The organism is Amycolatopsis thailandensis, assembly GCF_042723255.1.
Classification (GTDB): domain Bacteria; phylum Actinomycetota; class Actinomycetes; order Mycobacteriales; family Pseudonocardiaceae; genus Amycolatopsis; species Amycolatopsis thailandensis.
Genome location: NZ_JBHXJK010000038.1, coordinates 36,035 through 62,745, shown reverse-complemented (window position 1 = coordinate 62,745; position 26,711 = coordinate 36,035). Strand labels below are relative to the sequence as shown.

20 protein-coding genes are annotated in these 26,711 nt (G+C 69.5%); 10 read left to right on the top strand and 10 right to left on the bottom strand.

The features are described 5' to 3' along the window. Position 1: 1 nt before the first annotated feature. Positions 2 to 3,085, bottom strand: coding sequence for a BTAD domain-containing putative transcriptional regulator (locus ACFWMR_RS17555; protein ID WP_378379090.1), 3,084 nt, complete (start codon positions 3,083 to 3,085; stop codon positions 2 to 4). 91 nt (positions 3,086 to 3,176) lie between these two features. Between ACFWMR_RS17555 and ACFWMR_RS17550 the strand changes: the two genes are divergently transcribed. Next, on the top strand, positions 3,177 to 4,046 hold the full coding sequence (locus ACFWMR_RS17550; protein WP_378379081.1) for an alpha/beta fold hydrolase: 870 nt from the start codon (positions 3,177 to 3,179) through the stop codon (positions 4,044 to 4,046). A gap of 2 nt (positions 4,047 to 4,048) precedes the next feature. Here ACFWMR_RS17550 and ACFWMR_RS17545 read toward each other — a convergent pair whose 3' ends face one another. Together ACFWMR_RS17545 and ACFWMR_RS17540 are read right to left on the bottom strand one after the other, a co-directional pair. Continuing rightward, on the bottom strand, positions 4,049 to 4,903 hold the full coding sequence (locus tag ACFWMR_RS17545) for a hypothetical protein (protein WP_378379080.1): 855 nt from the start codon (positions 4,901 to 4,903) through the stop codon (positions 4,049 to 4,051). Between the two features lie 233 nt (positions 4,904 to 5,136). Next, positions 5,137 to 6,168 (bottom strand): hypothetical protein, encoded by a 1,032-nt coding sequence (locus ACFWMR_RS17540; RefSeq protein ID WP_143267084.1) that lies wholly within the window; start codon positions 6,166 to 6,168, stop codon positions 5,137 to 5,139. Between the two features lie 197 nt (positions 6,169 to 6,365). Here ACFWMR_RS17540 and ACFWMR_RS17535 point away from each other — a divergent pair, with 197 nt between their 5' ends. The 4 genes from ACFWMR_RS17535 (at position 6,366) to ACFWMR_RS17520 (ending at position 9,888) form a co-directional block, all read left to right on the top strand. Continuing rightward, positions 6,366 to 6,863, top strand: coding sequence for a hypothetical protein (locus ACFWMR_RS17535; protein WP_378379079.1), 498 nt, complete (start codon positions 6,366 to 6,368; stop codon positions 6,861 to 6,863). 144 nt (positions 6,864 to 7,007) lie between these two features. Next, positions 7,008 to 7,697, top strand: a complete 690-nt coding sequence (locus ACFWMR_RS17530; protein ID WP_378275917.1) for a sigma-70 family RNA polymerase sigma factor — start codon at positions 7,008 to 7,010, stop codon at positions 7,695 to 7,697. A 95-nt stretch (positions 7,698 to 7,792) separates the two neighbouring features. Then, on the top strand, positions 7,793 to 8,563 hold the full coding sequence (locus tag ACFWMR_RS17525; RefSeq protein WP_378379078.1) for a hypothetical protein: 771 nt from the start codon (positions 7,793 to 7,795) through the stop codon (positions 8,561 to 8,563). 146 nt (positions 8,564 to 8,709) lie between these two features. After that, positions 8,710 to 9,888 carry a PucR family transcriptional regulator gene (locus tag ACFWMR_RS17520; RefSeq protein WP_093934342.1) on the top strand — a complete coding sequence of 393 codons (1,179 nt, stop codon included), beginning with the start codon at positions 8,710 to 8,712 and terminating at the stop codon, positions 9,886 to 9,888. Here ACFWMR_RS17520 and ACFWMR_RS17515 read toward each other — a convergent pair. Continuing rightward, positions 9,885 to 10,268: a hypothetical protein gene (locus ACFWMR_RS17515; protein ID WP_093934343.1), complete on the bottom strand. Its 384-nt coding sequence runs from the start codon at positions 10,266 to 10,268 to the stop codon at positions 9,885 to 9,887. The genes ACFWMR_RS17520 and ACFWMR_RS17515 overlap by 4 nt on opposite strands. A gap of 237 nt (positions 10,269 to 10,505) precedes the next feature. Between ACFWMR_RS17515 and ACFWMR_RS17510 the strand changes: the two genes are divergently transcribed. Continuing rightward, a complete protein-coding gene (locus ACFWMR_RS17510) occupies positions 10,506 to 11,537 on the top strand; it encodes a DUF3068 domain-containing protein (protein ID WP_167406120.1) in 1,032 nt (343 codons plus the stop codon). On the opposite strand, the gene ACFWMR_RS17505 is transcribed toward ACFWMR_RS17510, so the two are convergent. Further along, on the bottom strand, positions 11,534 to 12,229 hold the full coding sequence (locus ACFWMR_RS17505) for a class I SAM-dependent methyltransferase (protein WP_378379077.1): 696 nt from the start codon (positions 12,227 to 12,229) through the stop codon (positions 11,534 to 11,536). The genes ACFWMR_RS17510 and ACFWMR_RS17505 overlap by 4 nt on opposite strands. Before the next feature lie 163 nt (positions 12,230 to 12,392). Here ACFWMR_RS17505 and ACFWMR_RS17500 point away from each other — a divergent pair, with 163 nt between their 5' ends. Further along, a complete protein-coding gene (locus ACFWMR_RS17500; RefSeq protein WP_378379089.1) occupies positions 12,393 to 13,625 on the top strand; it encodes a glycosyltransferase family 4 protein in 1,233 nt (410 codons plus the stop codon). A 925-nt stretch (positions 13,626 to 14,550) separates the two neighbouring features. Here the strand turns inward: ACFWMR_RS17500 and ACFWMR_RS17495 are convergent. Both ACFWMR_RS17495 and ACFWMR_RS17490 read right to left on the bottom strand, forming a co-directional pair. Continuing rightward, positions 14,551 to 14,730 carry a hypothetical protein gene (locus ACFWMR_RS17495; protein WP_093934345.1) on the bottom strand — a complete coding sequence of 60 codons (180 nt, stop codon included), beginning with the start codon at positions 14,728 to 14,730 and terminating at the stop codon, positions 14,551 to 14,553. 3 nt (positions 14,731 to 14,733) lie between these two features. Continuing rightward, entirely contained in the window at positions 14,734 to 16,425 is a 1,692-nt protein-coding gene (locus ACFWMR_RS17490) for a hypothetical protein (RefSeq protein WP_378379076.1), read from the bottom strand. A 70-nt stretch (positions 16,426 to 16,495) separates the two neighbouring features. On the opposite strand from ACFWMR_RS17490, the gene ACFWMR_RS17485 reads away from it, so the two are divergent. Continuing rightward, positions 16,496 to 17,692 (top strand): lipopolysaccharide biosynthesis protein, encoded by a 1,197-nt coding sequence (locus ACFWMR_RS17485; RefSeq protein WP_378379075.1) that lies wholly within the window; start codon positions 16,496 to 16,498, stop codon positions 17,690 to 17,692. Between the two features lie 114 nt (positions 17,693 to 17,806). Beyond that, positions 17,807 to 18,742, top strand: coding sequence for a hypothetical protein (locus tag ACFWMR_RS17480; protein WP_378379074.1), 936 nt, complete (start codon positions 17,807 to 17,809; stop codon positions 18,740 to 18,742). Here the strand turns inward: ACFWMR_RS17480 and ACFWMR_RS17475 are convergent. Continuing rightward, positions 18,710 to 22,648 carry an alpha-(1->3)-arabinofuranosyltransferase gene (locus ACFWMR_RS17475; RefSeq protein WP_378379073.1) on the bottom strand — a complete coding sequence of 1,313 codons (3,939 nt, stop codon included), beginning with the start codon at positions 22,646 to 22,648 and terminating at the stop codon, positions 18,710 to 18,712. The two genes, ACFWMR_RS17480 and ACFWMR_RS17475, sit on opposite strands and share 33 nt — an antisense overlap. A 39-nt stretch (positions 22,649 to 22,687) precedes the next feature. Here ACFWMR_RS17475 and ACFWMR_RS17470 point away from each other — a divergent pair, with 39 nt between their 5' ends. Continuing rightward, positions 22,688 to 23,392, top strand: a complete 705-nt coding sequence (locus tag ACFWMR_RS17470) for a class I SAM-dependent methyltransferase (RefSeq protein WP_378379072.1) — start codon at positions 22,688 to 22,690, stop codon at positions 23,390 to 23,392. Here ACFWMR_RS17470 and ACFWMR_RS17465 read toward each other — a convergent pair. Beyond that, positions 23,386 to 25,119 carry a hypothetical protein gene (locus tag ACFWMR_RS17465; RefSeq protein ID WP_378379071.1) on the bottom strand — a complete coding sequence of 578 codons (1,734 nt, stop codon included), beginning with the start codon at positions 25,117 to 25,119 and terminating at the stop codon, positions 23,386 to 23,388. The genes ACFWMR_RS17470 and ACFWMR_RS17465 overlap by 7 nt on opposite strands. Before the next feature lie 8 nt (positions 25,120 to 25,127). Then, complete coding sequence (locus tag ACFWMR_RS17460) at positions 25,128 to 26,711, bottom strand: substrate-binding and VWA domain-containing protein (RefSeq protein ID WP_378379088.1); 1,584 nt, start codon at positions 26,709 to 26,711, stop codon at positions 25,128 to 25,130.

Here is a 26,711-nt window from a genome sequence, read left to right as displayed (position 1 = left end):
GCTAAACCCAGTGCGGTGATCCGGCCTTCGCCGCGATGGCCCGTGCCTTCCGGTAGTGCCCGGCGGCCGCTTCTCGCAGGTCGAGGGCGGTAGCCAGGTCGCCGAGGTAGCAGGCGACCGGGCGAAGGGTCAGCATTCCGCTCCCGGCTCCGGCGATCTCGCCGTCGGCGGGGAGCAGTTCGGCGTACAGGCGTTCCATGGTCGCGCGGTCGCCGAGTTCGATCGCGACGACGGCGTGCAGGCACGTGCGGGCTTCGTACAGCAGGTCCCGGGGCGAATCCGGAATCGGGAGGACCGGGCGGCACCAGCTTTCGTAAGCGCCGTAACCGCTTTCGCGCGCTTCGGGCGGCAAGCCTCGCTGGAGCCGGTCACAGAACAGGGCGAGCGAGAGGATCCCGTTGTCCACTCCGGACATGGCCGTTCCGGTGAGCCCCGCCGCCGCGGCGCGATAGGCGGCTTCCCCACCGTCGCCGGTCATCGCGGCCCGCATCGCGCGGTACCAGCGGGTGAACACGCCGACGAGCGGGAGGCCGTACGTCTCCCCGAGGTCGTCCGCGGCCGCGGCATGCCGGTCCGCGGCTTCGAAATCCGCGAGCGCGCTCTTCGCCTGCACGAGCACGAGATGCCCGAGCACCTCGAAGGTCACCAGCCCGTGCCGCGTGGCGAGGCCGACCAGTTCCGTGCCGATCTCGGCGCGCCGGGGTGCGAGCCCCGCGCGATCGAAGGACTGCAAGAACCTCGCGTTGAGCGCGAACGCCAGCAGCGCCGGATCATCGAGCCTCCTGGCGAGTTCCTCGGCTTCGCGGGCCGCCTCGCGAGCCCGGCTCCCGCCCGCGTTCCGCAGTTCGACGGCGAGGGTGGCCAGCAGGCGGCACCGCTCGGTCTCCCGTTCGGCGGGCAACGCGGCGAGGGTCCGCTCGACGGCGTCCGCGATTCGCGCGGCCAGTTCCACGTCGTCGCTCTCGGTCCAGACCGCCGGGACGTCGAAGGCGCCGATCACCCGCGCGGTCAGCAGCGGATCGTCGAGCTTTTCCGCCAGTTCCAGCGCTTCGGCCCGATCCTTCCGGGACTGGCCGAGACCGCCGGCCACGGCCGACGCGCGGGCCTTGCCCATGATCAGCGCCAGCCGCTTCTCCGGATCGGAGGCGCCGGACCGGTCGTACGCGGTGAGCGCGGAGTCCCATAGCCTCGCCGCTTCCGCCTGTGCGAAACGACTTTCGGCCCGTTCGGCGGCGGCTTGGGCGTACCGCGCGGCGCGGCCGGCCCGCTCTTCGGACAGCAGGAAATGGTGAGCCAAGGCGTCGACGTCGTCGGGGCGAAGACCTTCCAGCGCCGCGGCGATCTTGCCGTGTTCGCGGGCGCGCCGCGAACGAGAGAGATCGTCGTAGAGCGTTTCCCGCACGAGCGCGTGGGCGAACCGGAACCGACGCGGCGCGCGTTCGGTCAGGAATCCGTGCCGGACCCCGACTTCCACCGCGTCGAGCGCGGTTTCTCCTTCCAGGGCCTCAAGAACGTCCAGGTCGACGTCCGTGCCGATCACCGCGGCCCGGCGCACCACGCCACGAGCCACTTCCGGCAACGCTTCCACCCGGTGCCGGACGACGTCACGGACTCCCGGCGGTACCGCGTCCAGCGCGGCCGGGCCCTCGGTGGCCAGCAGGCGGGCGAGTTCACGGACGAAAAAGGCGTTCCCGCCACTGCGCCGATGGATCACCGCGGCCGTCTCCGGGTCGATCTCCTCCCCGGTCGTGACCCTGACCAAGCCGGCGACTTCGGTCTCGGGCAGGCCACCGAGATAGATCCGCGTCGGCTCGAATCTCGCGGCACGGCCGAGGAATTCCGTCAGCCGGCCGGGTGGATCGGTGCCGCGATGGGTCGCGACGATCAGCACCGGCTCGGTCAGCACCGCGGTCAGCAATGCCAGCGTCTCCTCGCCCGCCCAATGCAGATCGTCGAGGACGAGCAGGAGCGGCGCGGCGCCGACCAGGTAGGACGCGACCGCCCGATGCCATCGCCAGCGCGCGGTCACGGGATCTTCGGTGCCGGGCTCCGCCTTCGGCGCGGCGCCGTGCCCTGCGTCGGCGAGTGTGGCAAGGATCCGGCTCCACGCGTAGGCGGGCGGCGCGCCTTCGTCGTCGGGATCGCTCCCCCAGGCCGTGGTCCAGCCCCTGGCGGCGAGGCGAGCGGAGAAGGCCTCGGCGAGCGCGGTCTTCCCCACCCCTGCGTCGCCGGAGACGAGCACAAGCCCTGACCGCGTCGCGGCCTCTTCGAGTTTCGCCATTTCCGGGTCGCGTCCGATCAGTGGCCGCTCGACGATCCGGGGCGCGGACGGCTTCAACCTGGGCGCTTGCGCCAGGATGTCGGCTTCCAGCGCACGCAGGCCCTCGCCCGGGTCGAGACCGAGGTCCTCGGCGAGCCGCTCGCGCGTGGTGCGCAACACCGTCAGCGCGTCACCTTGCCGCCCCGATCGATAGAGCGCGAGCGCCAGTAGCCGGGAACCGTTTTCCCGCAACGGGTATTCACGCACTCGCGGCTCCAGCCCGGGGATCGCCTCGGCCGCCCGTCCGAGCCCGAGAAGGGCTTCGGCACGGAGTTCCCCGGCCAGCAGCCGGAGTTCGGTCAGACGGGAGACCTCGCCGCGCGCCCAGCCCTCCTCGGCGAACTCGGCGTACGCGGGGCCACGCCACAGCGCGAGCGCGGTGTCCACTTGAGACAGGGCGGCGTCCGCCCGGCGGGCATCCAGCAGTTCACGGGCCGCGGTGACGGCGGTTTCGAAGTCCCAGGCGTCGACGGAGTCCGCTCGCAGGGCGTAACCACGGGCGACCGTGACGAGCAGCCGCGCGGGCTCCCGGGGCGCGCGGTCCGGCTCCAGCGCGCGGCGCAGGGCGCCGACGAAGGTCTGGACGGCGCCGACAGCGCCTTCGGGCGGACGTTCCCACAGGTCGTCGACCAGGCGTTCCACCGGGACGACCCGGCCGCGGGCGATCAGCAGCCTGGCCAGTACCGCCCGGTGCCGCGGGCCCTTGAGCCCGACGTCGCCCCGCGCGTCCTCGGCCACGAGGGGGCCGAGCACCCCGAACCGCATCGCCACCTCCTTCACCGACGGTGACCATCGTGCCCCGGCCGCTCGTTCGACGCTGACCGGGTGCTGATTCGGGCCGGGGAGGCTGGCGATCATGCGTATCACAGGATTCGATTACCAGCGTGTGCCCGTGGCGGACGGCGTGGCACTCAACGTCGCCGTCGGCGGGACCGGCAGCCCGATCGTGCTGCTGCACGGCTTCCCCGAAACCCATCTCATGTGGCGGCACGTCGCGGCGGATCTGGCGGCGGACCACACGGTTCTCTGCCCTGACCTGCGAGGATACGGCGAGAGCGACAAGCCCGCCGACACCGGCGAGACCTACTCGAAGCGTTCGATGGCGGCCGACGTCGTCGCCGTCGCGAAGGCCTTCGGCCACGACCGGTTCGCGCTCGCGGGACATGACCGGGGCGCGCTGGTCGCGCTGCGGGCCGGGCTCGACCACGCGGACAAGGTGAGCCACCTCGCGATCCTCGACGTGCTGCCGACGCTGGACATGTGGGACGTCATGCGGGGCACCAGCGCCGCCGTCGGCTTCCACCTCTACCTGATGGCCCAGCCGCCCGGGCTGCCCGAGCAGTTGATCGCCGGAGCGCCCGACGCGTTCTTCGGCCACTTCCTCGACGCGTGGACACAGCGCGGCGACGCGATCCCCGCCGACGTCCGGGCCGCGTACCTTCAGGCCTCCCGCAACGCGGTGACCTCGATCGTCGCCGACTACCGCGCGTCGGCCGGTATCGACGTCGAGCACGACAAGGCGGACCGGGACGCGGGCAACCGGCTCGCCATGCCGCTCACCGTGCTCCAGCAGGACTGGGGCGCCGCCCTCGGCTACGACGCGGTCGCGCTCTGGCGGGCGTGGGCGGCGGACCTGGACCACCGGACCGTCACGTCGGGCCATTTCATGGCCGAGGAGTCACCGTCGGAGGTGGTGAAGGCCCTGCGGGACCTGCTCGCGCGCTAGAACTACGACAGTCGCAGTCTCCAGCCGGCGTAGTCACGTGCGATACACGCCAGCCTGGTCGTCGTGGCGGCCTTGTAATTCCAGAGCCCAGCGACGTACACGGCGAACGCGGTGATCTCCTCTTCGGCGGCCTCTCGCCATCGTGTGTTCGTCATCGCCCAGGCCTCGGCGTCCGCCGTCCGATGACCCGCGCTGATGAGGCGAAGCACCATGAAGGCCGGGTCGACCCAGGCGGCGCCCTGGGCCGGCCAGCCCCAATCGACGACGCGGACGTCTCCGGCCACGGGGATGAGGAACTGATCGGCGTGGAGATCTGTGTGCAGCAAGGAGGTCCCGGCGGTGAGCGCCGGGGCCTTCTGCTCCCACGCCGTCAACTCGTCGAGGTCCCAGTCTCCGACGATCTCCGGCCGGTCCTGGGCGAGCTTGGGCCACCAGCTGGATTTCCAGCGCTGTTCCAGCGGCTTGAGGTCGGGCGCCGCCAAATCGCCGATGCGGTTGACCGTGTCGGCGATACGGCCGAGGTCCGACGAGCCCGGTCGTAGCCGGGCCCGCCGACCGGCCACGTACTCGAAGCCCACGATCAGCCAATCCTCGATGTCGAGGGCGAAGTGCACGGCCGGGGCGATGCCGGAGACGAGACCGCCGAGTTCGGCTTCGTTCCGAAGCCAACGCATCGCGGGCGACACGCCTTCGACCCCCTTGACGAACAAGGGCGTCGTTCCATCGCGATGGACGACCGCGGCGAAGTTGCTGCTTTGGCCGGTCTCGATCTCACCGAGCCTGTCGATGGCTCCTGCCCGCTCCCGAATGGCGTCCCGAACAGGTTCCGGCAGCTCGTTCCAGCCGTACTTCTTCACCTGATCGTCCTGTCCTGGCACTACTTGCCGTTGGTCTCGGTGTTCTCGTTGCCGTCTTTGCCCGATGCCCGGCAACCGTCGTCGCCATCGCTGCACTTGACCGCGGAAGTCAACCAAAGGTCATCGTCGACCGCGAACCCGAGAGCGCGAATGGCTTCGACGGTCCGGGCGATCGCAGAAGGACGCGTACTCCCGGGCGTAGAGGATGAACGTCTCGTTATCACGAGACGCGGCTAGAACTTCGGTTTCGGCATGGATCTGCTCGGTGCGACGGTCGCGATGCGTCCCTGCGTTTCGATCGGCGCCCGGGCGTTCGGGTAGCCGGCGTAGTAGCCGGGCACGACCCGCCCCACCACCAGCTCTTCGAAGGGGACGAACTCGACGTCGGCGGACTTGAGCCGTTCCAGCGTCGGGCTCTCGACCCGTTCCGCGGCGAGCGCCACCGCGAGGTTCTGCTCGGCCGCGGCCCACGACGAGGAGCCGAGATAGAGCAGCTTCACGGGCACGATCAAGGCGGGCAGGCACCACGGGCTCACTCGCCAGGCCAGGACGGCGACGAGGAACGTGAGCGGCAGGAAAAGCCCGATGCGCAACGATCCTTCGGCGTTCTGCCGGTCGTATTCCCCGTAGAGCTGGTCCTCCTTCCCCAGCAGCCTCGGCCCGACGTAGTCCAGATCCTCCTTGGCCGATTCGACGTAGACGTCGAGCCGGACGACGGTTCCGAGGAGATGCCACCGGTGGAGGTAGTCGTCCATGGCCCGGCGCCGGTGATCGCCGCTTCGGACACCGGCGACGATCTCCGGGAGTTCCTGTCCCGCCCGCCGGGCGAAATCCTGGAGACCGGCGACATGGGACAGCACCTGGTCACGGAAGGTCTCGTCCGTGAGGAACCGGTCGGACAGCTTGTTGAGCACGGCGTCCCGCAAGGCACGCAGGATCCGGCGCCTGCCGCGGTATTTCGGCTCGATCCAGGCGATCCTTCGCAGTTTCGACCGCCGGAACAGCGGGGTCACGATCGTGTCCAGCCAATGCGTGACGGCGAGGGACATCGTGCCGAGAAGGTAGGCGGCGAAGGTGGCGGCCGCGAAGATCGCGGCCTTACCCGCCCAGGTTCCCAGATCCAGGAGGTCCTTGTAGACACCGGTGGCGTGGACGTCCGGCGGCAGACCGGGCCGCAAGGCGAGCCAGAGGCCGAGCAGCCAGACATAGCCCGCGGCGAGCGGCGCCCGGAGTTCCCGCAGCCCCGGAAGGAGACTCGACAGCATGGCCCTCCGCCCGCCGACGACCGGTCGCACCAGGCGTCGTCCTCCGGTCGCTCGCCGTTACAGCGCAACTCCCTCCCTACGGATTGAGCCGAACGGCGCAACCCTCGCCCCCACCCGTGCCAATCCGACAGACCTTCGCGTTTAGCGCTCGTTATGCGGGGTATCGGTTCTCCGCACGACAGAACGAGGGGCCTGACATGCAACCCACCGCCAGACGCGCGCACACCATCGCCCGCGATCTCCTTTCACTCACCAGAGCGGGCGAGGCCGACCGGCTCGCCGCCGCGCTGGTCTCCACCGCCTCGTCCGGCAGGCAGGGACCGGCGCTCGGCGACGTCATCGGCCGTCTTGTCGACACCTTTTCCCTGGCCGCCAAGGATCGCCGTCGTTCGCTGCGGATCCGTGAGCCGTTCACCCTGCGCCTGCGGGATCACTCGGGCCTGACGGTCCGGCCCGACAGACTCGACCCGGCGGTGGCGGCGATCGTCCGCGCCATCGCCGCCAGCGTCCGTGACGACCGCGACACCTGTGCCGACCAGATCGGGGAGGCCTGCGAGAACACCGATCTGGACCAGCGGATCCGGGTTCTGGCGCATTGCCTCGTCTGGACGTCGGATTTCCTCAGCACCGACACCACCGCCTATCCCCCGGTGCTGTCCTGCCTCAAGGGCTCGCTGCCCCATCGTCCACAGTAGACATTGCGCGGTTCGGATGACTTCACGCCCTACGTGTGGACATCCCTGACACGGCGGGGCAAGGTGGAACTCCGCGCACGAAGTCCTAGTCCCCGATGACGGGCGCACCTTGGCGGCCAGTTCCCCCGACCCAGGAGCGCAGACTTGGACGAGGTAGCGCCATCGACGGTACCCGCTGACTCCCGTGCCGACGCCACGGCGAGGCGGCTGCCCAACCCGGACAGCAGACTCGTCCGGGCGGCCGTCGCGGGTGATCCGGACGCGATCCGGGAACTGGCTCGTTTCCTTTCCCCGCACGTGTTCCGCTACTGCGCCTCCCGGCTCGCGACGGCCGGGACGGGCGTTTGCGACGCCCAGGACTGCGCGCAGGAGGTGCTGCAAGCGGTCCTGATCGCCTTGCCCCGCTACCGGTACCGCCCGGACCGGTTCCTCGCGTTCGTCCTCGGGATCGCCGGGCACAAGGTGGCCGACTTCCATCGGCGCCGCTCCCGCGAACCGGTGGCCTCCGTCCCCGAGGTCGGCGACGCCCTGACCTTCTGGGCACGCCGCGACCCGGACGAGATCGAGCGGCTGGAGCACCGGATGCAGGCCGGGGTCCTGCTGGCCCGGCTGCCGATGCCGCACCGGGAGGTGCTCGTCCTCCGGTTCGTGTTCGGCCTTTCGGCCGAGGAGACGGCCGAACGGCTCGGCCTGCCGAGCGCCGGAGCGGTCCGCGCGGCCCAGTTCCGGGCGCTGGCGCGGCTGCGTGCCCTGCTCACCGAGCGGAACGCCCGTTACGCGGCCGATGTCCCGATCATCGGCCATACCACCGAACCGGAGCTCGTCCCGGTATAGAACCGTCCACTTCGGACGATCGATTTCTTGTACGCCGCTTGTACGAGGGTCCTCCATCCTGTCCACCTATTCGGGGATACCACTGGAGGACAGAAATGAAGATCCGATCCAGGATCGTCAGAGGTGCCGTGGGCACGATCGCGCTGGCCGGGGCGATCATGCTCGGCGGCGCGGGCGAGGCACTGGCGGCGTCGGGCACGGTGAACACCGACTCCGGGGTGGCCGTGACGGTGCGGTCGAGCCCGAGCACCAGCGCGAGCTCGGTCGGCACGGTCGCGAGCGGCACCGCCGTCACGATCGACTGCCAGGCGAACGGCTCGACGGTGACCGGGAAGTACGGCACCACCGACATCTGGGACTACGTGCCGTCGAAGGGCGGCTACATCAGCGACGCCTACGTCTACACCGGCTCGGACGGCCGGGTCGCCCCGGACTGCGCCGGCAGCACCCTCTCCTGCTCCACCGCGGGCACCGGCAACCCGAGGACCTGCGCCGAAGCCGTCGCGTGGGCGAAGGCGCACGTGCACACCAACAACGACCCGGACTACTACCGCTGGTGCGACCGGATCAACTCGTGGGCCTACGGCTGGACAGCGAGCGGCTCGGAGACGGCGTACGTCCACTGGACCCAGCTCCCCGGTTCGTACAAGCACCCGGGTGACACCCAGGTCCCCGCGGGCGGGCTCGCCTTCTTCAGCAACGGCGGCACTGGGCACACCATGATCTCCATCGGCGGCGGCAAGTTCCTGTCGAACGACATCCACGGCAAGGGCAGTTTCACCGAGACCACGATCTCGGAGATCAAGAGCGCGTGGAACTACACCTATCTCGGCTGGTCGCAGCCGTGGTTCAAGATCAACCACTGATCGCGGACCACCTCGGCCACCGCCGGACGGAGGGGGTCCCCGTCCGGCGGTGTCCGTCCCGTTTGTCAGCCACGCTCAGCACCGGAAACCGCCCTTTCGTCGCATCGTGATAAAAAGCGGCCGCTCCGTCGGGTTAGAGTTGACGGATGGGCACCGAAGCTCTCGCTACTCCCGCACCCCGGGAGCAGCGTGTGCTCATGCAGGCGATGCTCACCCGGCTGCCCGAGTTCAGCGATCGCCTGGCCCGGCTGCTCAGCGACGAGGACGAGTTCTACCACCAGGTGGACAGCACCGCGCCGGACGAGTTGCGCAAGGTCTGCCGGGCGAATCTGGAGCGCGCGCTGACAGCGCTCGTCGAGGGGCGGGGGCTCCCGCTCGACGCGGCCCGCAAGACCGGACTGGCGCAGGCCCGGCAGGGTATCCCGCTGCCGTCCGTGCTCCGCGCGTTCCGGATCGGCGGGATCTTCGTCTACGAACGACTGCTGGAGCTGGCGGGTCCGGGATTCATCAACCCCGCGCGCACGGTGGAGATCAATTCCAACGTGTGGAAGACCATCGACCTCTACTCCGACGCGCTGACCACCGCGTACAGCGAGGTCGCCGCCGAACTCTCCCAGGAGAAGCTCGCCCTGCTGGACGGTCTCCTCCAGGGCAGGTTCGCCACCCAGGTGGAAGTCGAGAACGCCGCCAAGGAACTCGATCTCCCGGCGGCGGGCACGTTCGTCGCCGTCGTGACCGAGGCCGTCGAGCCGGATGAACGCCCCGGGGTCGAGGCGCTGCTGCGGGCACGGCGCTGGAAGTCGGTCTGGCGGCCGGGCGCCGAGATCGGCCTGGTCGTGATCGACCGCGTCGAGGACGTCCGCCGGCTGCGTGACGTCCTGGGCACACTGCCGCTGGCGGTGGGGATGAGCAGGCCGTTCAACGGGTTCCTCGACGTACCGGACGCGGTCCACCGGGCGCGGATCGCCCGCCGTTCGCTCGCGACGGGCGCCACCGGGGTCGCCGTCTTCGGTGACTCGCCGGTCACCACGCTGGTCGCGAGCGCGCCGGAGATGTCACGCGACGTCGTCCGCGCGGTACTCACCGGGCTCCTCGTGCTGCCCGCGGCCGAACGGCAGGTCCTGCTCGACACCCTGGTCGCGTGGTTCGCCGGGCACGGCTCCGCGAAGGAGGCCGCGGACCGGCTGATCGTCCACCCGAACACGGTCCGGTACCGGCTGCGCCGGGTGCAGGAACTGACCCGGCGCGACCTGTCCGATCCTGTCGACGTCGGGGAGCTCTACGTCGCGCTGGAAGCGGTCCGGCTCGCGGACGACCGGCCTTAAGAGCGTCTCTCCGGCGCCATGTCGGCGTCGATGATCTTCGCGAGGTCCAGCAACGTGTGCCCGAGACCGGGCCGCGCGGTGAGCCGTACCGCGAGCGTGCGGCCGCGCGTGGTCGTGGCGACCGGCAGAGTGACCTCGGGATTGGCGGACCTCGTCCACTGTGGACGGCGTCCGGCCCCGGACAGGACGATGTCGGGATGCGGCGAGCGCCGCCCGGGACGCCACCGTGATCTCCTGGCGTCGAGGTCGCGGATCACGTTGCCGTGCAACGAAAGCAACGCCGCGACGTCCGCGACCGCGTCGCGGAGCTCGACGTCGGTGATGGAATCCGAGTAGGCGCCGATGTCCAGCGCGCGGGGATCGATCGCGTCCTGCGGCACAAAGTTCCTTTCCACGCACCGGAAGTCGTCCGATAGTGGGCCCGCTCACGTTGTTCCCGGGAACAAACATGTTTGGCGGTCTGCGCCGAATGGCCGCTTCCGTACCGCCTTCCGGTCGCACGGCGTGCCTGTGACCGCCGGTCACACCTTTGACGCTGACCGGCCCGCAAGCCACTATCTGGCGACCGATTACCGATGGGTAATGTGGATGTTTCCGTGGTTTCACCAGGAGGACCGTTGCGACGAGCGTTGAGCCTGATCTTCTTGGCCCTAGGGGTGTTCGCCGTCGCCGGCGCGGTGTTGCTGCCGACCTACGTGAAACCCGAACTCGCCAAGGTGCCACTGAACCAGGAATCGACGTCGATCCTCGAAGGCACCGCGTCCAAGGTGCTCGCGGTGAAGACCGTGGACGGCAAGACCGTCACCGAGATCCGTGACGACGCCAAACTGAAGGCCACCGCCCACGTGGTGGCGAACTTCGCGCCGCCGGAGATGCAGGAGGGCACGGACGTCGCCGTATGGCTGATGGCCGTGTCGGTCGTCGACACCGCCGACGACACCGTGGTCAGCGCGAGCAAGCGCCAGGTCTGCTTCGACCGCCGCACCGCGGAGGGCTACGTGCCGCCGGGCGGCGACCAGGAGTCGAAGTGCTCCGACAAGAGCAGCTTCGTCACCAAGCTAGAAGAGAAAGCCGAGAAGGAGAACGAGAAGCCCAAGGAGATCCAGGAGTACAAGCCTCAGCCCGGCCTGAACTTCAAGTTCCCCTTCGGTACCGAACAGAAGGACTACCAGGTCTACGACGACAACACCGGCCGCGCGGTGCAGGCCCGGTTCAAGGGTGTCGACGAGATCAAGGGCGTCGAGGTCTACAAGTTCGTCCAGGAGATCCCCGACACGAAGATCTCGACGAAGAAGGTGCCCGGTTCACTCATCGGCGCCACCGGGGACTCGGTCGAGGCGGGCCAGTTCTACCAGGGCACCATCACCAGCTGGATCGAGCCGGTGACGGGGATCCAGGTCAAGCAGGAACAGCAGTCGCACCAGGAACTCCGGTCGGCCGCGAACCCCACTCCCACGGTGGTCTTCGACGGCAAGCTGGCCTTCACCGACGCGACCGTCGACGCGATGGTCAAACAGGTCGACGAGAACAAGGGCAAGCTCGACTTCATCGGGAGCACCGGGCCGATCGTGCTCGGGATCGCCGGCGCGGTCTTCCTCGCCCTCGGGGTCTTCCTGCTGGCGAAGCGCCGCACGCCTTCGCGGCACTAACGCTTGCGCAGCACCATCACCAGGTTCCACGACGCCACTTCCCGGACGCCGGGGACACGCACGATCCACTGGGCCCAGGAAGGGTGGTAGCGCGGGTAGACCTCTTGAAGATCGGCGAGCGGCGTGGCCTTCCCCCACCGGATGGCCGCGCCGGCCGAATAAGCGAAAAGGCTCTCGCCGAATTTGTTCTTCGGCTCCTTGCCGTTCTTTTCGAGATAACGCCGCCGGGCGTAGGCGCCACCGAGGAAATGCCAAGGCGCCGTCTCGTGCCCGCCCCATGGTGAACACCAGGGCGTGAACGAGGCGAAAACCGTCCCGCCCGGTTTGGTCACCCGGCACATCTCGGCCAGCATGACCTCGGGTTCGGAAACGTGTTCGAGGACATTCGACGAATAGCAGACGTCCACGGATCCGGTGCGCACCGGCAGTCGCGTCCCGCTGCCGCGCACCATGTTCTCCCCGGCCTCACCCCGCGCCGTCAGCTCGCCGACGTCGGGATCTATGCCCAGGTAGGCGGCTCCCGCGGCACGGAAGGCATCGGAGAAATAGCCGGGCCCGCCGCCGACGTCGACGATGGTCCGGCCGTTCAACGGAGTGTGCTGCGCCAATTGCCGGACGGAGTCATCGGCCAGCACCGAATAGAAACCGTCCGGATCCGTCTGCTCGGTGAGAAAAGCCCGGAACAACGTCACCGATCGGCGCAAGCCGGCGCGATGAGGGATCGTTTCAGGGGTCACCGACCGATTACCGACCATCGAACCATCGCTTTCCGAGAATGATTCATCTACCGTGTACGCACCGGTAACCTAGCATTGTCGCCAACAGGTTGGGAGAACCACGATGGAACGGCCACGTGTGCTGCTCGTCAACTGGCGCGACACCGGGCATCCCGAAGGCGGCGGCTCCGAGCGGTACGTCGAGCGGATGGCCGAAGGGCTCGCCAAGGCCGGGTACCGGGTGGAGATCCAGTGCGCGGCCTATCCGGGCGCGAACGCCGGGGAATGGCGCGACGGTGTCCGCTATCGCCGCCGCGGCAACAAGTTCGGCGTGTACCTCCACGCGCTCCGGGCGATCCGCAGGGCACACGCCGACCTCGTGGTCGACGTGCAGAACGGGATGCCCTTCTTCGCCAGGCTGGTGGCGGGCTGCCCGGTTCTCGTGCTCGTGCACCACGTCCACAAGGAACAGTGGATCAGCGCGCTCGGCGAGACATTGGGCCGGCTCGGCTGGTGGATCGAGTCGCGGCTGGCGCCGTGGCTGTTCCGGCACTGCCGCTACGTCACGGTTTCCGAGATCACCAAGGGCGAGCTCGCCGGCCTTGGCGTCGAGGGATCACGGATCACCGTGGTACCCAACGGTTTGGACACTCCCCCGCGCGGCAAGGCCGTCCGGGAGACCGAGCCGACGCTGGTCGCGGTCAGCAGACTGGTGCCGCACAAGCGGATCGAGCACGCGATCGACGTCGTCGCGGAACTGACGCGACGCTGGCCGACGCTGCGGCTGGAGGTGGTCGGCCAGGGACCGTGGGAGGAGGTCCTGCGCAAGCACGCCCGTGACCGCGGTGTCGAAGACCGGGTGCGGCTGCACGGCTGGGTGGACGAGGCCGCGAAACACGAGATCCTGGAACGGTCCTGGCTGCACCTGTGCCCTTCGGTCAAGGAGGGCTGGGGAATCGTCATCATGGAGGCCGCCGCGCACGGTGTGCCGTCGGTGGCCTACCGGGCCGCGGGCGGGGTGGCGGAATCCATTGTGGAGGGCAAGACCGGACTGCTGGCCGACGACTTCGCCGATTTCACCGCCCAGGTGGACGGTCTGCTCGCCGACCGGAAACGCCGGAGCGAGATGGGCCGGGCCGGCGTCACCTGGGCGAGTCTGTTCGACTGGGAGCACAGCGTCAACCGCTTCGAATCACTCGTGCGCGACGTGGCCGGGGTGGCCATCCCCCATCCCAGGGTCCTGACACCGCAGGGCTTCGACGAGCCCGTCGGCCAGCCCGGCCGCGGCGGCGGCGTCGAAGTCCTTGCGGCGTGCGCGCACGGTGACGGTGCTCGTCTCCCCGACGGTCGCCGCGCCGAACGCCACGCCTGAGCGGCCGCTGGCGGCGGGATAGAACGCGATCGAGGTGACCGCGTCCGCCGCCGAAACGACGCCGAGGTTGGAAACCAGGTAGGTCGAACCGAGCCTGCCCGCAAGCAGCCGCGTGCCCAACCGGGCGATTCTGCTGCTGCGGGCGGGGAAATCGGGTTCCGGCGGCTGCGTGGCCAGCAGCGCGCCGACTTCGGCGACGCCGGGATTCCCGCCGAGCCGCAAGCGGAAGAACGCGCTGTCGTGTTCGGGTTCCGGTGCGGCGCCGCCTCGCCACGACGCCCCCACGGCGGCCACGACCCGGGCGGTTTTCCTTCCGTGCCGGGCATTCCACGTCCCGGTCAACCGCGCGGCCGCCGCCGCGAAAGCCGAGGAACCGAACCGTGAGCGAGGGAGGATCCTGGCGCAGAACACGTCACCCGGGCGACTTTCGGCGCGTTCCGGGGTGATCCTCGCCGGAGGCGCGAAAAGCGCTTCAGCGAGCCTGTGGAAGGCCGACGTGAGAAAGGACCGATCCGCCGTGCGCGCGCCGATCCCCTTGGCGGCGGACGAAATCGGGACGTCGACGGCCAGCCCGAGGATGGCGAGCAGGCCGAGACCGTCGAGCGCGCCGTGATGCGCGGCGATCAGCACGACGGGTTCGTCGATGCCGACCGCGACGCGCAGCAACGGCGCACCGCGTTCGTACGCCGCCTCGGCGAAGCGATCGCGGGTCGCCGGGAGTTCCTTCCCGGGAACGGCTTCGACGTCGGGAGCGGCCCCGAGCCACGGTCGTTCCCCGACCGCGACCGCCAGCCGCATCCGCGCCTTTTCCGGCGTCAGGACCGAAGACAGCCTCGCTTCCAGGAGGATGCTCCAGGAGACGGTGGGGTCGCCGTAGAGCCCGACGACCCGGCTCGCGTGGTCGGAGGCGAGCTCGGACACCGGCTCAGCGGTTGCCGTAAATGACGGCCTCGGGGCCCGAATTCGGGTTGAACTGTTCCTTGATCTTCGCCTGCACCTGGGGCGCGGCGTCCGGATCGGCGGAGTTCGTCAGCGCGTAACTCCCCCCTGCGGCCGTTGCGAGCCCGATGATGACGGCGGCGGCCGCGCCGATGAGGGTGCCCAAGACCTACTCCTTCCGCGACAGGGAATTCCTGCGTCGGCTCAATGTACGCACCGGTAACTTGAGGCACAACAGTGCGGCGACGATCGACAGCAGCGCTACTCCGTTTGCCAGCACCACCGGGAGCGGTGATCGCGTCACGGTCACGACAGGCGCACCCGGAGTGCGGTAAAGCGTGAGCCACTCACCGGACCACACCCGTACCGCGCCGGTCAGCAACCGCGGGTCGACCCGTCCCGGCGTCCCGTGTTCGACCAGGATCCAGCCGATTCCCGCGCCCGCCAGGTCTTCGGGCGACTTCGCGGCGCGGACACGGTCCATTCTGGAATCCTCGCCGTCGATCACCTCGCCGCCGGCCCGCAACGTGTCGTCGGTGAGGACGGTCTCCGGCAGCGCGCGTGGCGCCGGATCAAGCTGGGTGCGGTGGTCGTTCCAGGCGAATCTGCGGAACGTGGACAGCGGCAGCGCGACGACGTCGCCGGGCCGGTCGTCCTCCGCGAGCACGCGGTGGACGGCGTTCCAGTCGTCCGGGTAGCGCACCGCTTCGAGCTTTCCCCAGCCGCCCCAGGCGAGGTCGGGCATGGTGAGCAAGGGAAAGAGCGCGGCGGCCACGAAGAGCGCCCCGCGTGCCGCGCCGGTCCGCGACCGTACGGCGGCGGCTTCGACCGCGAGCGCGAACCCGAGCGCGACCGGGAGCGCCCACCAGGCCACCCATTTCTGCGCGTCCCGCAGCAAACCCGCGCCGGGAACGTGGTCCATCGCCCAGGACAGCACGGGTTCGCCGAACGGCAGGGTCGCCAGCGCGGCGAGCACGACACCGAGAACTCCCAGCGACAGCAACGCTCTCGCCGGAGGTGTACCCCACCTTCGGGCCAGAGGACGAAGACCGGCCAGCGCCACGGCGACCGTGACGAGGATCAGCACCGGCGCCATCGGCGCGCCCCGGCTGCCAGGGACGACGTCGCCGTTCCAGATGCCGCCGAGCCCGAGCACGCTCAGGATCGCGGGCCCCCAGCTTTCCGCGCGAGCGCTGAAGGCGGCCACCCCGGCGGGATCCGACAGCGTGCCGCCGTCGTGCAGGAGTGTCGGCACGAGCCACGGCAGGTTGAGCACGACGGCGAGACCGACGGTATGGCCGAGTTTTCGCGGTCCGGCCAGGACGATCGCGGTGAGCGCGGCCAGCACCCCACCGGGTGGGGTGAGCACCGCGGGGGCGCAGGCGAGTACCAGTCGCGCGAGCGCCCTCGGCTCGCTTCGGCGCAAGGAGAGCGCTGCGCGCACGATCCACGGAAGGCAGGCGTAGGTGAGCAAGAGCGGCCAATGCCCGATGAACAGCCGCTCCGCGAAGTAAGCCGTCCACGCGTAACCGGTGGCGGCGACCACCCGCGTACCGAGTTGCTCCGTCGGAACCAGCCTCGCTGCGCCGTATGCCGCCCCGAAGAGCGAAAGGAACAAGACGATTTTCTGGACGATGTCGCCCGGAACGACCGCTGTCGCGAGCGCGATCACGGCGTCTGCGGGGACCGAACGCGGCAGCGCGGAGCCGAGCCCGACCGCGTCCGGGACGAGGGACTGACGCTGGGCGAACACCATGTCGTAGCTCAGGACGAAGCCGCGTTCCAGCACCGGGAGGAACACCAGCAACGCCAGCCCCGCCGACACCGCGGCCAGGATGAGACGTTCGCGCCGTGCGTCCAAGTGCTTCTTCCCTTTCCGCCTCGATCGCGGTTATGGTCGCGGAGATTACCCGCCGGTAATGGGAGCACCGTTGAGCGTAGACGTCGAGGTCGATCAGGCCAGGACCGACAAGCGTGTCGCGGCGATCCTCGTTTCGCTGGCGCTGGCGGCCAACAACGCCGGTGCCTACGCGCTGAGCATCGTCGCCGCGCGGCTGCTCGCGCCGGGCGCTTTCGGTGAGCTGAGTTCGCTGCTGGCGGTGCTGGTGATCGGCGTCGTGCCCGCGATGGGCCTGCAAACCGTGGTCGCGCTGCGCGTCGCGAGAAAGCCACAAGACAGCGGGACGCTCTTGGCGCTCGGACTCACGACGAGCGCCATCGTCGCGGCCATCGGCCTGATCCTGGCGCCGGTACTGGTCTTCTTGCTGCACCTCGGTTCCGTGGTGCCCGCGCTGCTGCTCGCCGTCACCCTGGGCCCGCTGACCCTGCTCGGCCTGTTCCACGGTCTGCTGCAGGGCAGCGGCCGGTTCGCGCTGCTGGCCGGGCTCATGTCACTCGAAGGCGCGGGCAAGGTCGGCGGATCGCTGATCGGTCTCGTGATCGGCGGCGACGCCACCGGCGCGCTGGCCGGGACCGCGATCGGCTCGTACCTGGTGATCTTCTGCGGCTGGCTCCTCTGTGGACGGCCGCGACCACGCAAGGCTGGTTGGCAAGCGGGCGACGTCCTGCACGCGGCGCAGGCGATGCTGGCGCTGGTCCTGCTGGTGAACCTCGACCTCGTCCTGGCGCGCCACACCCTCCCCGCGAACGAGGCGGGCGAATACGCGCTCGGCGCCATCGTCACGAAAATCGCCTACTGGCTCCCCCAGGCCGTCGGCGTCCTGGTGCTCCCCCGCTTCGCGAACGGCGACGACCGGCGCCGCATCCTGCCCGCCGCCCTCGCCGTCTGCGCCGCCCTCGACGCTCTCGTCCTCCTCGTTTCTCTCGTCTTCGGGCCACGCCTGCTTTCGTTCATCGGCGGCTCCGGCTACGCCTCCAGCACCATGCCCGTCTGGCCGTTCGCACTCGCCGGCTCGATGCTCGCGCTGGTGCAGATCCTGCTTTTCTCCCGGCTCGCCGCGGGCGACCGGCGAGTGACCGTGCTGATGTGGACGACCGTCGTCGTCGAAACGGTGCTGGTGACCACTTGGCTGCACGCTTCGGCCGCTCAGGTGGTGACGGTGGCCGCTTGCTGTGCCGGGGCTCTCGCCCTCTCCGGGGCCTTACTGGAACTGCGGTCGCGCCGCTGACTGTGTGGATTTTGTTGCGTCCAACGCTCAAAAATCCACACAGTCACGCACGAAAGGTCCGCTCACGAGACTGGACCGCCGGGTTTTGTCGGTGATCGACTCCATGCTGCTTCGGTGCGAAGAGGAGACTGGGCGCGCCACCCACTGATCACCACCGGTTCGCCGGTGATCGCGGCGAAGCAACTCGAAGCCATCGGCATGGCACGCAGCACGATCTCGCGACGCTGCGAGCCCGGCGGGAGCTGGCGGATGCTGCTGCCCGGCGTCGTGCTGCTCCAGAACGGCGAGCCGACGGACGAACAGAAGATCCAAGCCGCGCTTCTCCATGCCGGTGAAGACTCGATCTTGACGGGAGTACGCGCCTTGGAGCGATACGGGCTACGCAACCTTCCGGACACCGAAGAGGTCCATGTTCTCGTTCCGGCGGAGCGCTCGGTCACCGACAGCGGATTCGCCCACATCGAACGATCGCGCCGCTTGCCGAGTGCACGCGTAAGGTCCGGTATCCCGACGGCTCCGGTCCCCCGGGCGGTGCTCGACGCGGCTCGGAGAACACCGGACAGAGACAGCGTGACGGCGATGATGGCCGAGTCCGTCCAGCGAGGTTTCTGCCTGCCGCGGTCCCTCGCCGACGAACTCGACGAAGCTCGCCGGGGACGCAGCCTGCGAAACGCCCTTCTCCCGATCCTCGGTGGCGCCCGTTCGGTCGCCGAAGCCGACGCATGGAACCTGTGGCAGCGGTCCGAGCTTCCCGCGTGCCGATGGAACGTCAAGATCTTCGACGCGAACGGCAACTACATCGCGCAACCGGACGGCTGGTGCGACGAGCTCGCTGTCGCCTGGGAAATCGATTCCCTCGGTTACCACGCGGGAGAGGAGGGCTTTCGCGACACACTCGCCCGCAACGCGCGCTATACCGCGGCCGGGATCGTCGTCCTCCAGACGCTGCCGTCACGCCTGCGTTCGGAGCCCGGCAAGGTCTTGGCCGAACTTCAGGCGGCGCTGGACAGCGCGCGACTACGACCTCGGCCCGACGTCCGCCTCGGGTGACCGCCCCTCGAACCAAGGCACGCACATCGCCACCATCGCCGCCGCGCTCAGCAGCAGCGAAGCCTGCGTAACCGGTCCATAGGCCCACTCCTGACCATGCCCCAGCAGCCGCCCCAGCACCGCGACGAGCGTGCCCGCGACCATCCCGCCGAAAGCGAGATACCGCAGCGCGCGTTCGCTGAACTGGCGGGCCAGCAGGACGGCGATCAGCAGCACGATCGGCAGCATCCCGCCCAGCACGGCCAGCAGCCCGATGAGCACCACCGGGACCACCCGCCCTGAGCCCGCCCCGACGGCGACGTGACGTCGGCGGACCGGCCACAGGACGCCGATCAGCACCGCCAGGATAGCGACGGCGCCGATCAGCAGGCCCGACCGGTACTTCCAGTCCGGGGTGAACTCCAGCCGGACGACACCGCCGGAACCGGCGGGCAGGATCCAAGCCTGCTGCCAGCCGTCGACGCGCGTCTTCACCAGCGGGGTCCCGTTCAGCGATGCGGTCCAGCCCGCGTTGGCGTTCTCCGGGACGGCCAGGACGGACTCGTCGCCACCCGCGACGGTGACCGATCGGGACGTCGCCTCCCAGGAGTCCACGGTGACGGCGCGATGCCCGGCGGGAGCCCGCACGACACCGGCGGGCTTCAGCCACAGGTCCTGGACCACGAAGGACTCGGACCGGTCGGTCCGCAGTTCGTGTCCGCCCGCCGCCAGCTCGACACCGCCCTGGGAATCGGGGCACGCGGAGAGCGTCATCGGCCGGTGCGCGGTGAAATCGGCGAGGGTGCCGCGCACGGAGGTGTCGTAGTCGAAGCCGTTCAGGCGGACGTTCGGGCCCGATCCGCAAGGCAGCGTGAACTCCGCGGCGGGAACGGGAAGTTCGGCGCCGGTCAGCGACAGGCTCCCGATCCTCAGCGAGTTCCGGGTCCGCTGGTCGTCGTCGAGGCCGGCGAACGCGATCTTCAGCTGCGACGTCTCCAACGGCGGGAACGTCGCCGCGCCGGAAGCGTCGAGTTCGACGGAGCGGCTCGACGTCGGTGTCGTCAGTTCCAGCCGCGTGGGCGCGTGCGAATCGGCGGCGACACGGATTCCGGAGACAGTCTGAGGTTTCTCCCAGTCCAGGGTCATCGTCGGCCGCAGATCGGTGACGTCGGGATGCCAGGCGGTCGCGGGATTCCCGTCCACCGCGGCGAACGCGCTCGCCGCCGGATCCCCGCCCAGTTGCGAGGTCGCCGACACCTTCACCCCGGGAAGGGTGACCGGGACACGGCCACCTCCGGCGGGCAGCACGGTGCCGCCGAACTCGTAGGCGCTCTGCGACGTCGTCGAGAACAACCGCCGGATCCCGTCCGGTTCCTCGCCGTCGCGGGCGGCGGACGCGTCGCACCGGACGTGCCCGTTGTCCGGGACGCACGCGTACCTCGGCTGCTGGCCCCGCGTGAACGCGAATCCCGGCGCGGTACCCGGCCCCAGATCGGCAGGGACTTCGAGAGCGCGTTGCGGTTCCGCGCCGGGGATCTTCAGCTCCGAGATGCCGACGTTCCCGTCCTGCCTGCCGACCACGAGCGAAAGCAGTGTGATCCGCACCTTGCGCGTCACCCCCGCCGGCGCAGGGTAGGTGTGCGCGCCTTCGCCCCGGACGACCTGGTGCTCGACGGAACCGTTGTCCGTGGTGATCCGGATCCGGGTCGGCGGCCAGCCGACGCGGATGTCGTCGACCATCGCGAGATCGACCGTGTTCACCAGCCTCGGGGTGTCGAGTTCGACTTCGAGCCATTCCCCGATCGGCCCGGTGAAACTCGAGGAATGCCAGGCGGTGCGCGGATCCCCGTCCAGCGCGGCGAACGGCTGATGGCTCGGATCGGAACCGCCGAAGGCGTCCGCGAACGACGCCGCCGTCGACGCGGTCACCGAGCGGATCCCCCGGTACGCGGCCACGGTCTGGTGCTGCTCGCCCGGGAACGGCAGGACGTCCAGCGCGGCTCGCTGCTGTCTCGGCGACTCCCCCGCGGTCAGCGTCTGGCTCAGGTTGTCCCGCACGCCGCCGACGTTGCGTTCGGCGCGGCGCAACCCGTCGGTGACCAGCCTCGGTCCGGTCGGCGAACCGCCGTCCCCGGTCAGCACCGTCGGCGTGCCGGGGTCGAGCTGCCCGGAGTTCATCAGCGGCAGCAGGTTTTCCGGCCCACCGCTCACCGTCGGCACGTCCTTCGTGGACGTCGCGGTGACCAGCGGGACCGGCCGTTTCACCTCGAAGATCTCCAAAGGCCCGAACTGGGCCGACTTCTCGATCCCCGGCGATCCGGCAAGGCCGGCGCGCAACGTCGTGAAGTCGGGGGCGCCGACCTTGGCGCGGTCGATGTCCCCGCGCAGCACCAAGAACCGGTAACCCGAACGCGCGAGGAGGGCTGCGAGCCCGGGATCGCCTCTGCCGTCGGCCAGGGCCGCGTCGACCGAGTCCATCAGGCGGGTGTTGCCCTCCGAACCCAGCGGGACCTGGTTGCGGACGGCCCACGGACTGTCCGCGATGGCCTGCGCCGGTTCGTCGACGGTCCGGCCCCAGTCGTACTCGCCGAACCCGGTCGCGGGCAGCAGCAGCGTGCGCGCCGTCGCGTCGGTCTTGGCGACGTGGCCCATCGCGTCGTACCAGTACCCCGGCACCTCGTCCCAGCCCGGCCCCGGCCGCAACGTCAGCAGCCACACCGGCGCGGCCATCGCCAAGACCAGCAGCGCGCCGAGCGCGGGCCGCAGATTCCGCCGTACCGCCGGCGCGGCGCTCGTGATGCCGTGGACGAACGCCAGCATCAACGGGAGCCGAAGCACCGGCTCGAACTTGTGCACGTTGCGCAGCGGTGCGAGCGGGCCGTCGAGCAGATGCCGCACGGGTTCCGCCAGCGGGCTGTCGAGCGTCCCGACATAGCCGACGGTCAGCAGCGTCAGCCCGGTCAGCACGCCGAGCACCAGGAACCGACGCTCGGGCAGACCGCGCCGCGCGAGTCCGAACAGCCCGACCGCGGCCACCAGCCCGGTGGCCGCCATCAGGACGGGGTTGTCGATCAGCGCCCAGCCCGACGGCCACCACGGCGTGCCCTGGACGACGTAGGCGACCCACTGGTTCGTGCCGCGCAGCACTTCGAACAGCGACATCGGCGCGGTGGTGTTCGTCGCGGATTCGATGTAGTCCAGGAACGGCAGGCTGTACTGGCCGAGCAGCACCAGCGGCAGGATCCACCACAGCATCACCCCGGCGACGAAGACGAACCACCAGATGACGAGTTCGACGTGGGTGCTCCGCCATTTCCGGGTCAGCAGCCACAAACCGGGCAGGACGAGCGCCATTACGACCATCGCGCCGTTGATCCCGCCCATGCACAGCACAGCGAGCGCGGACAGCCCGGCGGCCCGGCGAGGCGAGCCGATGCGGTCGGCGAGGATCAGCGGCAACAGCACCCACGGCAGCAGGACGGCGGGCAGCATTTCCGAGGACAGCGAACCGATTTCGGTGACCATCCTCGGCGCGAGGGCGTAACCGACTGCTCCGATCAGCCGAGTCCGTTCGTTCCCCATCTTGAGTGCGCGGGCCACCAGCAGAGCGCCCCCGAAAGCGACCGAGAGCAGGATCGCGCACCACAACCGCTGCGCGATCCACACCGGGATCCCGACGGCCTGGCACACCGCGAAGAACGGCCCCATCGGGAACAGGTAGCCGTACGCCTGGTTCTGCAACTCCCCCGCCGTCGCCTGGGGATTCCACAGGTGCAGCGCCCGGCCGAGGAACGCCAGCGGATCCACCGCGAGGTCGAGTTTGGTGTCGAACGTCGTCCTGCCGGGACGCTGCACAAAGGACAGTACCGTCAGCGCCAGCACGATCCACGTGCTCGGCTTCTTCGCGAGGGCGCCGGGGGTTACCATCCGGTAGATACTAGGCGGAAACGTGGCTACTATGCGCCTATGACAGACGGTTTCGCAGAAGCGTGGTCGCTCGCCGAACCCGTCAAGGGCTGGATGACGCGGGATCAGGGCCTCGCCCTGTGGAACGCGGCGTCCCGCCTGGAAAAGGGCGATCTCATCGTCGAAATCGGCAGCCACCAGGGCCGTTCGACGATCGTGCTCGCCAGTGCCGCGCGCACGGTCGGCGCGCGGGTCATCGCGGTCGACCCGTTCGTCGACGGACGGCTGTTCGGCGGATCCCCGACCCGCCAACGCTTCGAGGCGAACCTTAAAAGGGCGGGCGTCGACGACATCGTGGAACTCGTGGCGGAGTACAGCACGAAACTGCGTCCTCACTGGGACCACCCGATCCAGTTGCTCTACATCGACGGCAAGCACGACTACTGGACCTACACCGACGACCTGCGCTGGTCCACGAACCTGGACGACGGTAAGGAAATCCTGGTCCACGACTGCTTTTCCTCGATCGGTGTCACCCTGGGCACGATCGCGAAAGTCCTCTTCGGACGGCGCTACACCTACCTCGACCGCGCGACGTCGATGGCCCGGTTCCGCCTCACCCCGCCGACGACGAGGGACAGGCTGCGCGTGCTCGCCCAGCTGCCCTGGTTCCTGCGCAACGTCGGGATCAAGATCCTGCTGCGACTACGGCTGGCCCCGGTGGCGAGAATCTTCGGCCACGACAGCCCGTACGACCCTTACTGAGTGAGCGGCCTGCCGACGTCGACCTTCGCGAGGCAGACGGGAGCGCCCTTGGCGGACAACCGGAAGTCGATCTTGTCGAACAGGCCCTCGATCGGCAGGTACATCGTGTGCAGTCCGGGCTGGAACCAGATCGGCACGCGGTCCACGAAGCCTTCGCCGCCGTCCGAAGTGAAGTAGTCGATCCGCAGCAGGTGACGGCCGAGAACGGGCGTGTCCAACGGAACCCGGACCGGCTCCTCGCCGACGGTGTACCCGCAACCCGCCACGGGGCCGGGCAGGCCACGGGAAATCGATTCCACGCCGGTGATCGTCCTGGCGGCACCCGAATCGTCCAAAAGGGACATCCGACTGGTCGGCTGGTCGAAGTGGAAGCCCGGGATCAGGCCCACCACCCGTGAGACGCGCGCGTTCTCACCGAACCAGCCGTGCAGGATGTCGTTCGGCACCGTGGTGTCGTACAGGACGAGATCGGGATCCCGCTCGATCGAGGCGCGCGCGTTGGCGAGGAAATCCCGCGAGTGCTCGAACCGCAACCCCGGCGCCAGCCGGGAGAAACCCACGGCCGAACTCGCGATCAGGACAAGGCACAACGCCAGGGCGAGCGGACGTTTCGCCGGGGATGGAACGGGATCCGAAGGCCGGTCGAACGGTTTGGGTTCGAGGAAGGCGAAAGCGAGGCACAGCGCGACGACGAGTGTCAGATCGGCTACGTAGCGGGGATCGCTGCCCAGTTCGGGGCCGACCTCGGTGAGCCGGGTGGCCGCCGAAAGCCCGATGTCCGCCGCGAACACCAGCGCCAGCAGCACCCATGCCTTCTTCGCCCGGAGACCGCCGACGCGGATTCCGGCGACCAGCACCGCGACGGCCACGAGCAGCAGCAGAATCCGCGCTACGACAGGGGAAGCGGCGAACGTCGCCCCGGGGCCGGGGCCCGACCACGGCCCGCCGGCCAGCCCCGGAACCAAGGTGTCGCCGAGCATCCGGCCGGTCATGTCCGCGACCGTGCCGACGGTGACCGGACCGCCGCCCTGCCCGACCTGGCTCGTCGTCAACGCCAGGAAGACGGCGGCGTATCCGGCGAGGACGACGACGAAGACGCCCATGAGCACGACGTGCCGGCGCAGGGAAACGCCGAGCAGCACGGTGATCCCGGCGATCAGCACCGGGATGAACACCGCCTTTTCGTAGAAGGCCAAGCCGAAGACGGTCCAGGCCACGGTGGCGATCGCCCAGCGCCCGCCGTCGGCGAGATACCGCACATGGGCGTGCAGCGCGGCGGTGGCGGCCAGGAGCACGGGCGCGAGCTGGATCGCGTACGCCCACCACAACGTCGGGACGAGCAGCAGGGGCGACGCCGTGAACATCGTGAACGGGACGAGAATCCCCCAGCGGCGCCCGAAACAGCGCACCAGCACCGCCCACAGCAGCGCCGAGGCCGCCGCCTGCATCACCAGGACCGGCGCCATCAGCACGGCGAAGTCCAGTGGAGCCCAGGCGGTCAGCAGATCGGCGAGCAGGAATCCGCCCGGCGCGAGGTGGCCGTGGTAATCCTGGAAGTAGTAGCCGAAGTCGAACGGGCCGGCCTTCGCGGCGTGATAGGTGATGACGAAATCGTCTTGCGCCAGGCTTCCGTGCAGCGCGGCCCAGGTGTGCAGGACGAACGGGATCACGGCGGCGACGATCGCGGCGATCGTGACCGGCGAAGGTCTCTTCCCCCGGACAATCACGTCTTGCCTCAATTCTTGCAGGTCGGCGGCTGGCACATGATCTTGCTCAGCGCCTGGTAGAAGACGTCCGAGATCTTCCGCGGATCGGGGGTGGTGAACGAATCCCCGCCGGTGGCGGTGGAGACCTGCCGGAGTTCGGACGCGTCGATGTCCGGCCCGATGCCGATCCCGATGACCGGCAACGGTTTCCGCGGATCCTGGAGCTTGCCCAGCTCTTCCAGCAACCTCGGCAGCCCGATCGTGTCGCCGTCCTCGTTGCGTCCGTCGGTGAGGACGACGACCAGGTTGATCCGCCCGGGTTTCCAGTTCTGCCTGGCGTTCTGGTACGCGGCGAGGATCGAATCGTAGAGCCCGGTCGCCCCGCCGGCTTTCGGCCGCACCGCCTGCAACTGCTCCACCCCGCCCGAGGCCGTCTGCTCGGCGATCGTCTTCATCGGCAACAGGACCCGGTGGTCCCGGTCACCGTCCAATTTGGTCGAGAACAGCCACAGCCCCAGTTCCGTGGTGGGTTTGAACAGCCTGAGCCCCTGCGTCGCGGCCTGCAAGGTGAGTTCCATCCGGCTCTTCCCGGTACCCGGCACGGCGGCGGCCATCGAGCCGGAGACGTCGAGCAGCACTTGGACCCGGGCGCTCAGATTCGTCCCCGCCCAGGCTTGCAAGGCGGCGTACAGGTCCGTCACGGGTGGGGCGCCCGGCGGACGCGGCGCGGGATCGGTGCGGCTGTCCAGCGCCCGCGGTACGGCGAACTGGCCGGAGGGCGCGCGGAATCCCGCGTCGGCGAAGGTCGCGGCGGCGAGCGGATCGAGCAGCAGTCGCAGAAAACGTTCCGCCGCGCCCCTGGATGCCTCCGAAGCCTTGGGCAGCACGACGTACGGGTAGTCGAATCCCCGCACCGGGACGTCCGGGTACGCCGCCACGAGATCCCGGGCGAGGACGGACTGTTCGGTCGCCGGGAAAGCGGCCGGGAACTGGCCGGGGGCGGGATTCAGCTTCCGCAGGGCGGCGGTGAAGGCCGCCGCGGGATCGGATGCCCGCTCGGTCAGCTTCCGCAGGCCGAGCAACGTGGCGACGCCGAGCGGATCCCGCGCCGGATCCGGCATCCCGACCGGGGAACCGTCGAGGACCTCTTGCCAGGCGGGCGGTTTCCCCGGCCAGCCGAACCGGCGCGCGGTCTCGTCGGGAAGTCCCAGCACCACCGGGGAATTCGCCACCGACTGACCTGATTCGGGCAGGTTCCACGCGCCGGCGTCCCTGGCCTGCGACAACATCGTGCTCGACTCGGGAACCCAGACGTCGGGTCCGCCGGAAGCAGTGGTCCCGAGCAGGTCGGCGGTCTTGGCCGACTCGCTCGCGGTCACGTCGACTCGGAAGCATTCTTCTTGTGGCACGGTCGCCGCGAGCCGCGTGAGCACCGGCGCGACGTCGGGCGCGGCGGTGATCTCGACCGGCGTCAGCGCGTCACAACCGTTGCCCGCCAACCGGGCCCGGAGGTAGTCGACGCCCCACCAGGCACCGAGCGCGACCACCAGCAACAGGCTCAAGACGACCACGGGCGCGTTGGAACGCCCACCACGCCTCGGGCCTACCTGCAT

What these genes read in the sequence shown, in the direction of transcription:
- ACFWMR_RS17520 (WP_093934342.1), top strand. Translation starts at nt 8,710, where the DNA reads ATGGGCACCGAAGCTCTCGCTACTCCCGCACCCCGGGAGCAGCGTGTG.
- ACFWMR_RS17460 (WP_378379088.1), bottom strand. Translation starts at nt 26,711, where the DNA reads ATGCAGGTAGGCCCGAGGCGTGGTGGGCGTTCCAACGCGCCCGTGGTC.
- ACFWMR_RS17475 (WP_378379073.1), bottom strand. Translation starts at nt 22,648, where the DNA reads ATGGTAACCCCCGGCGCCCTCGCGAAGAAGCCGAGCACGTGGATCGTG.
- ACFWMR_RS17555 (WP_378379090.1), bottom strand. Translation starts at nt 3,085, where the DNA reads ATGCGGTTCGGGGTGCTCGGCCCCCTCGTGGCCGAGGACGCGCGGGGC.
- ACFWMR_RS17525 (WP_378379078.1), top strand. Translation starts at nt 7,793, where the DNA reads ATGAAGATCCGATCCAGGATCGTCAGAGGTGCCGTGGGCACGATCGCG.
- ACFWMR_RS17550 (WP_378379081.1), top strand. Translation starts at nt 3,177, where the DNA reads ATGCGTATCACAGGATTCGATTACCAGCGTGTGCCCGTGGCGGACGGC.
- ACFWMR_RS17540 (WP_143267084.1), bottom strand. Translation starts at nt 6,168, where the DNA reads ATGCTGTCGAGTCTCCTTCCGGGGCTGCGGGAACTCCGGGCGCCGCTC.
- ACFWMR_RS17535 (WP_378379079.1), top strand. Translation starts at nt 6,366, where the DNA reads ATGCAACCCACCGCCAGACGCGCGCACACCATCGCCCGCGATCTCCTT.
- ACFWMR_RS17470 (WP_378379072.1), top strand. Translation starts at nt 22,688, where the DNA reads ATGACAGACGGTTTCGCAGAAGCGTGGTCGCTCGCCGAACCCGTCAAG.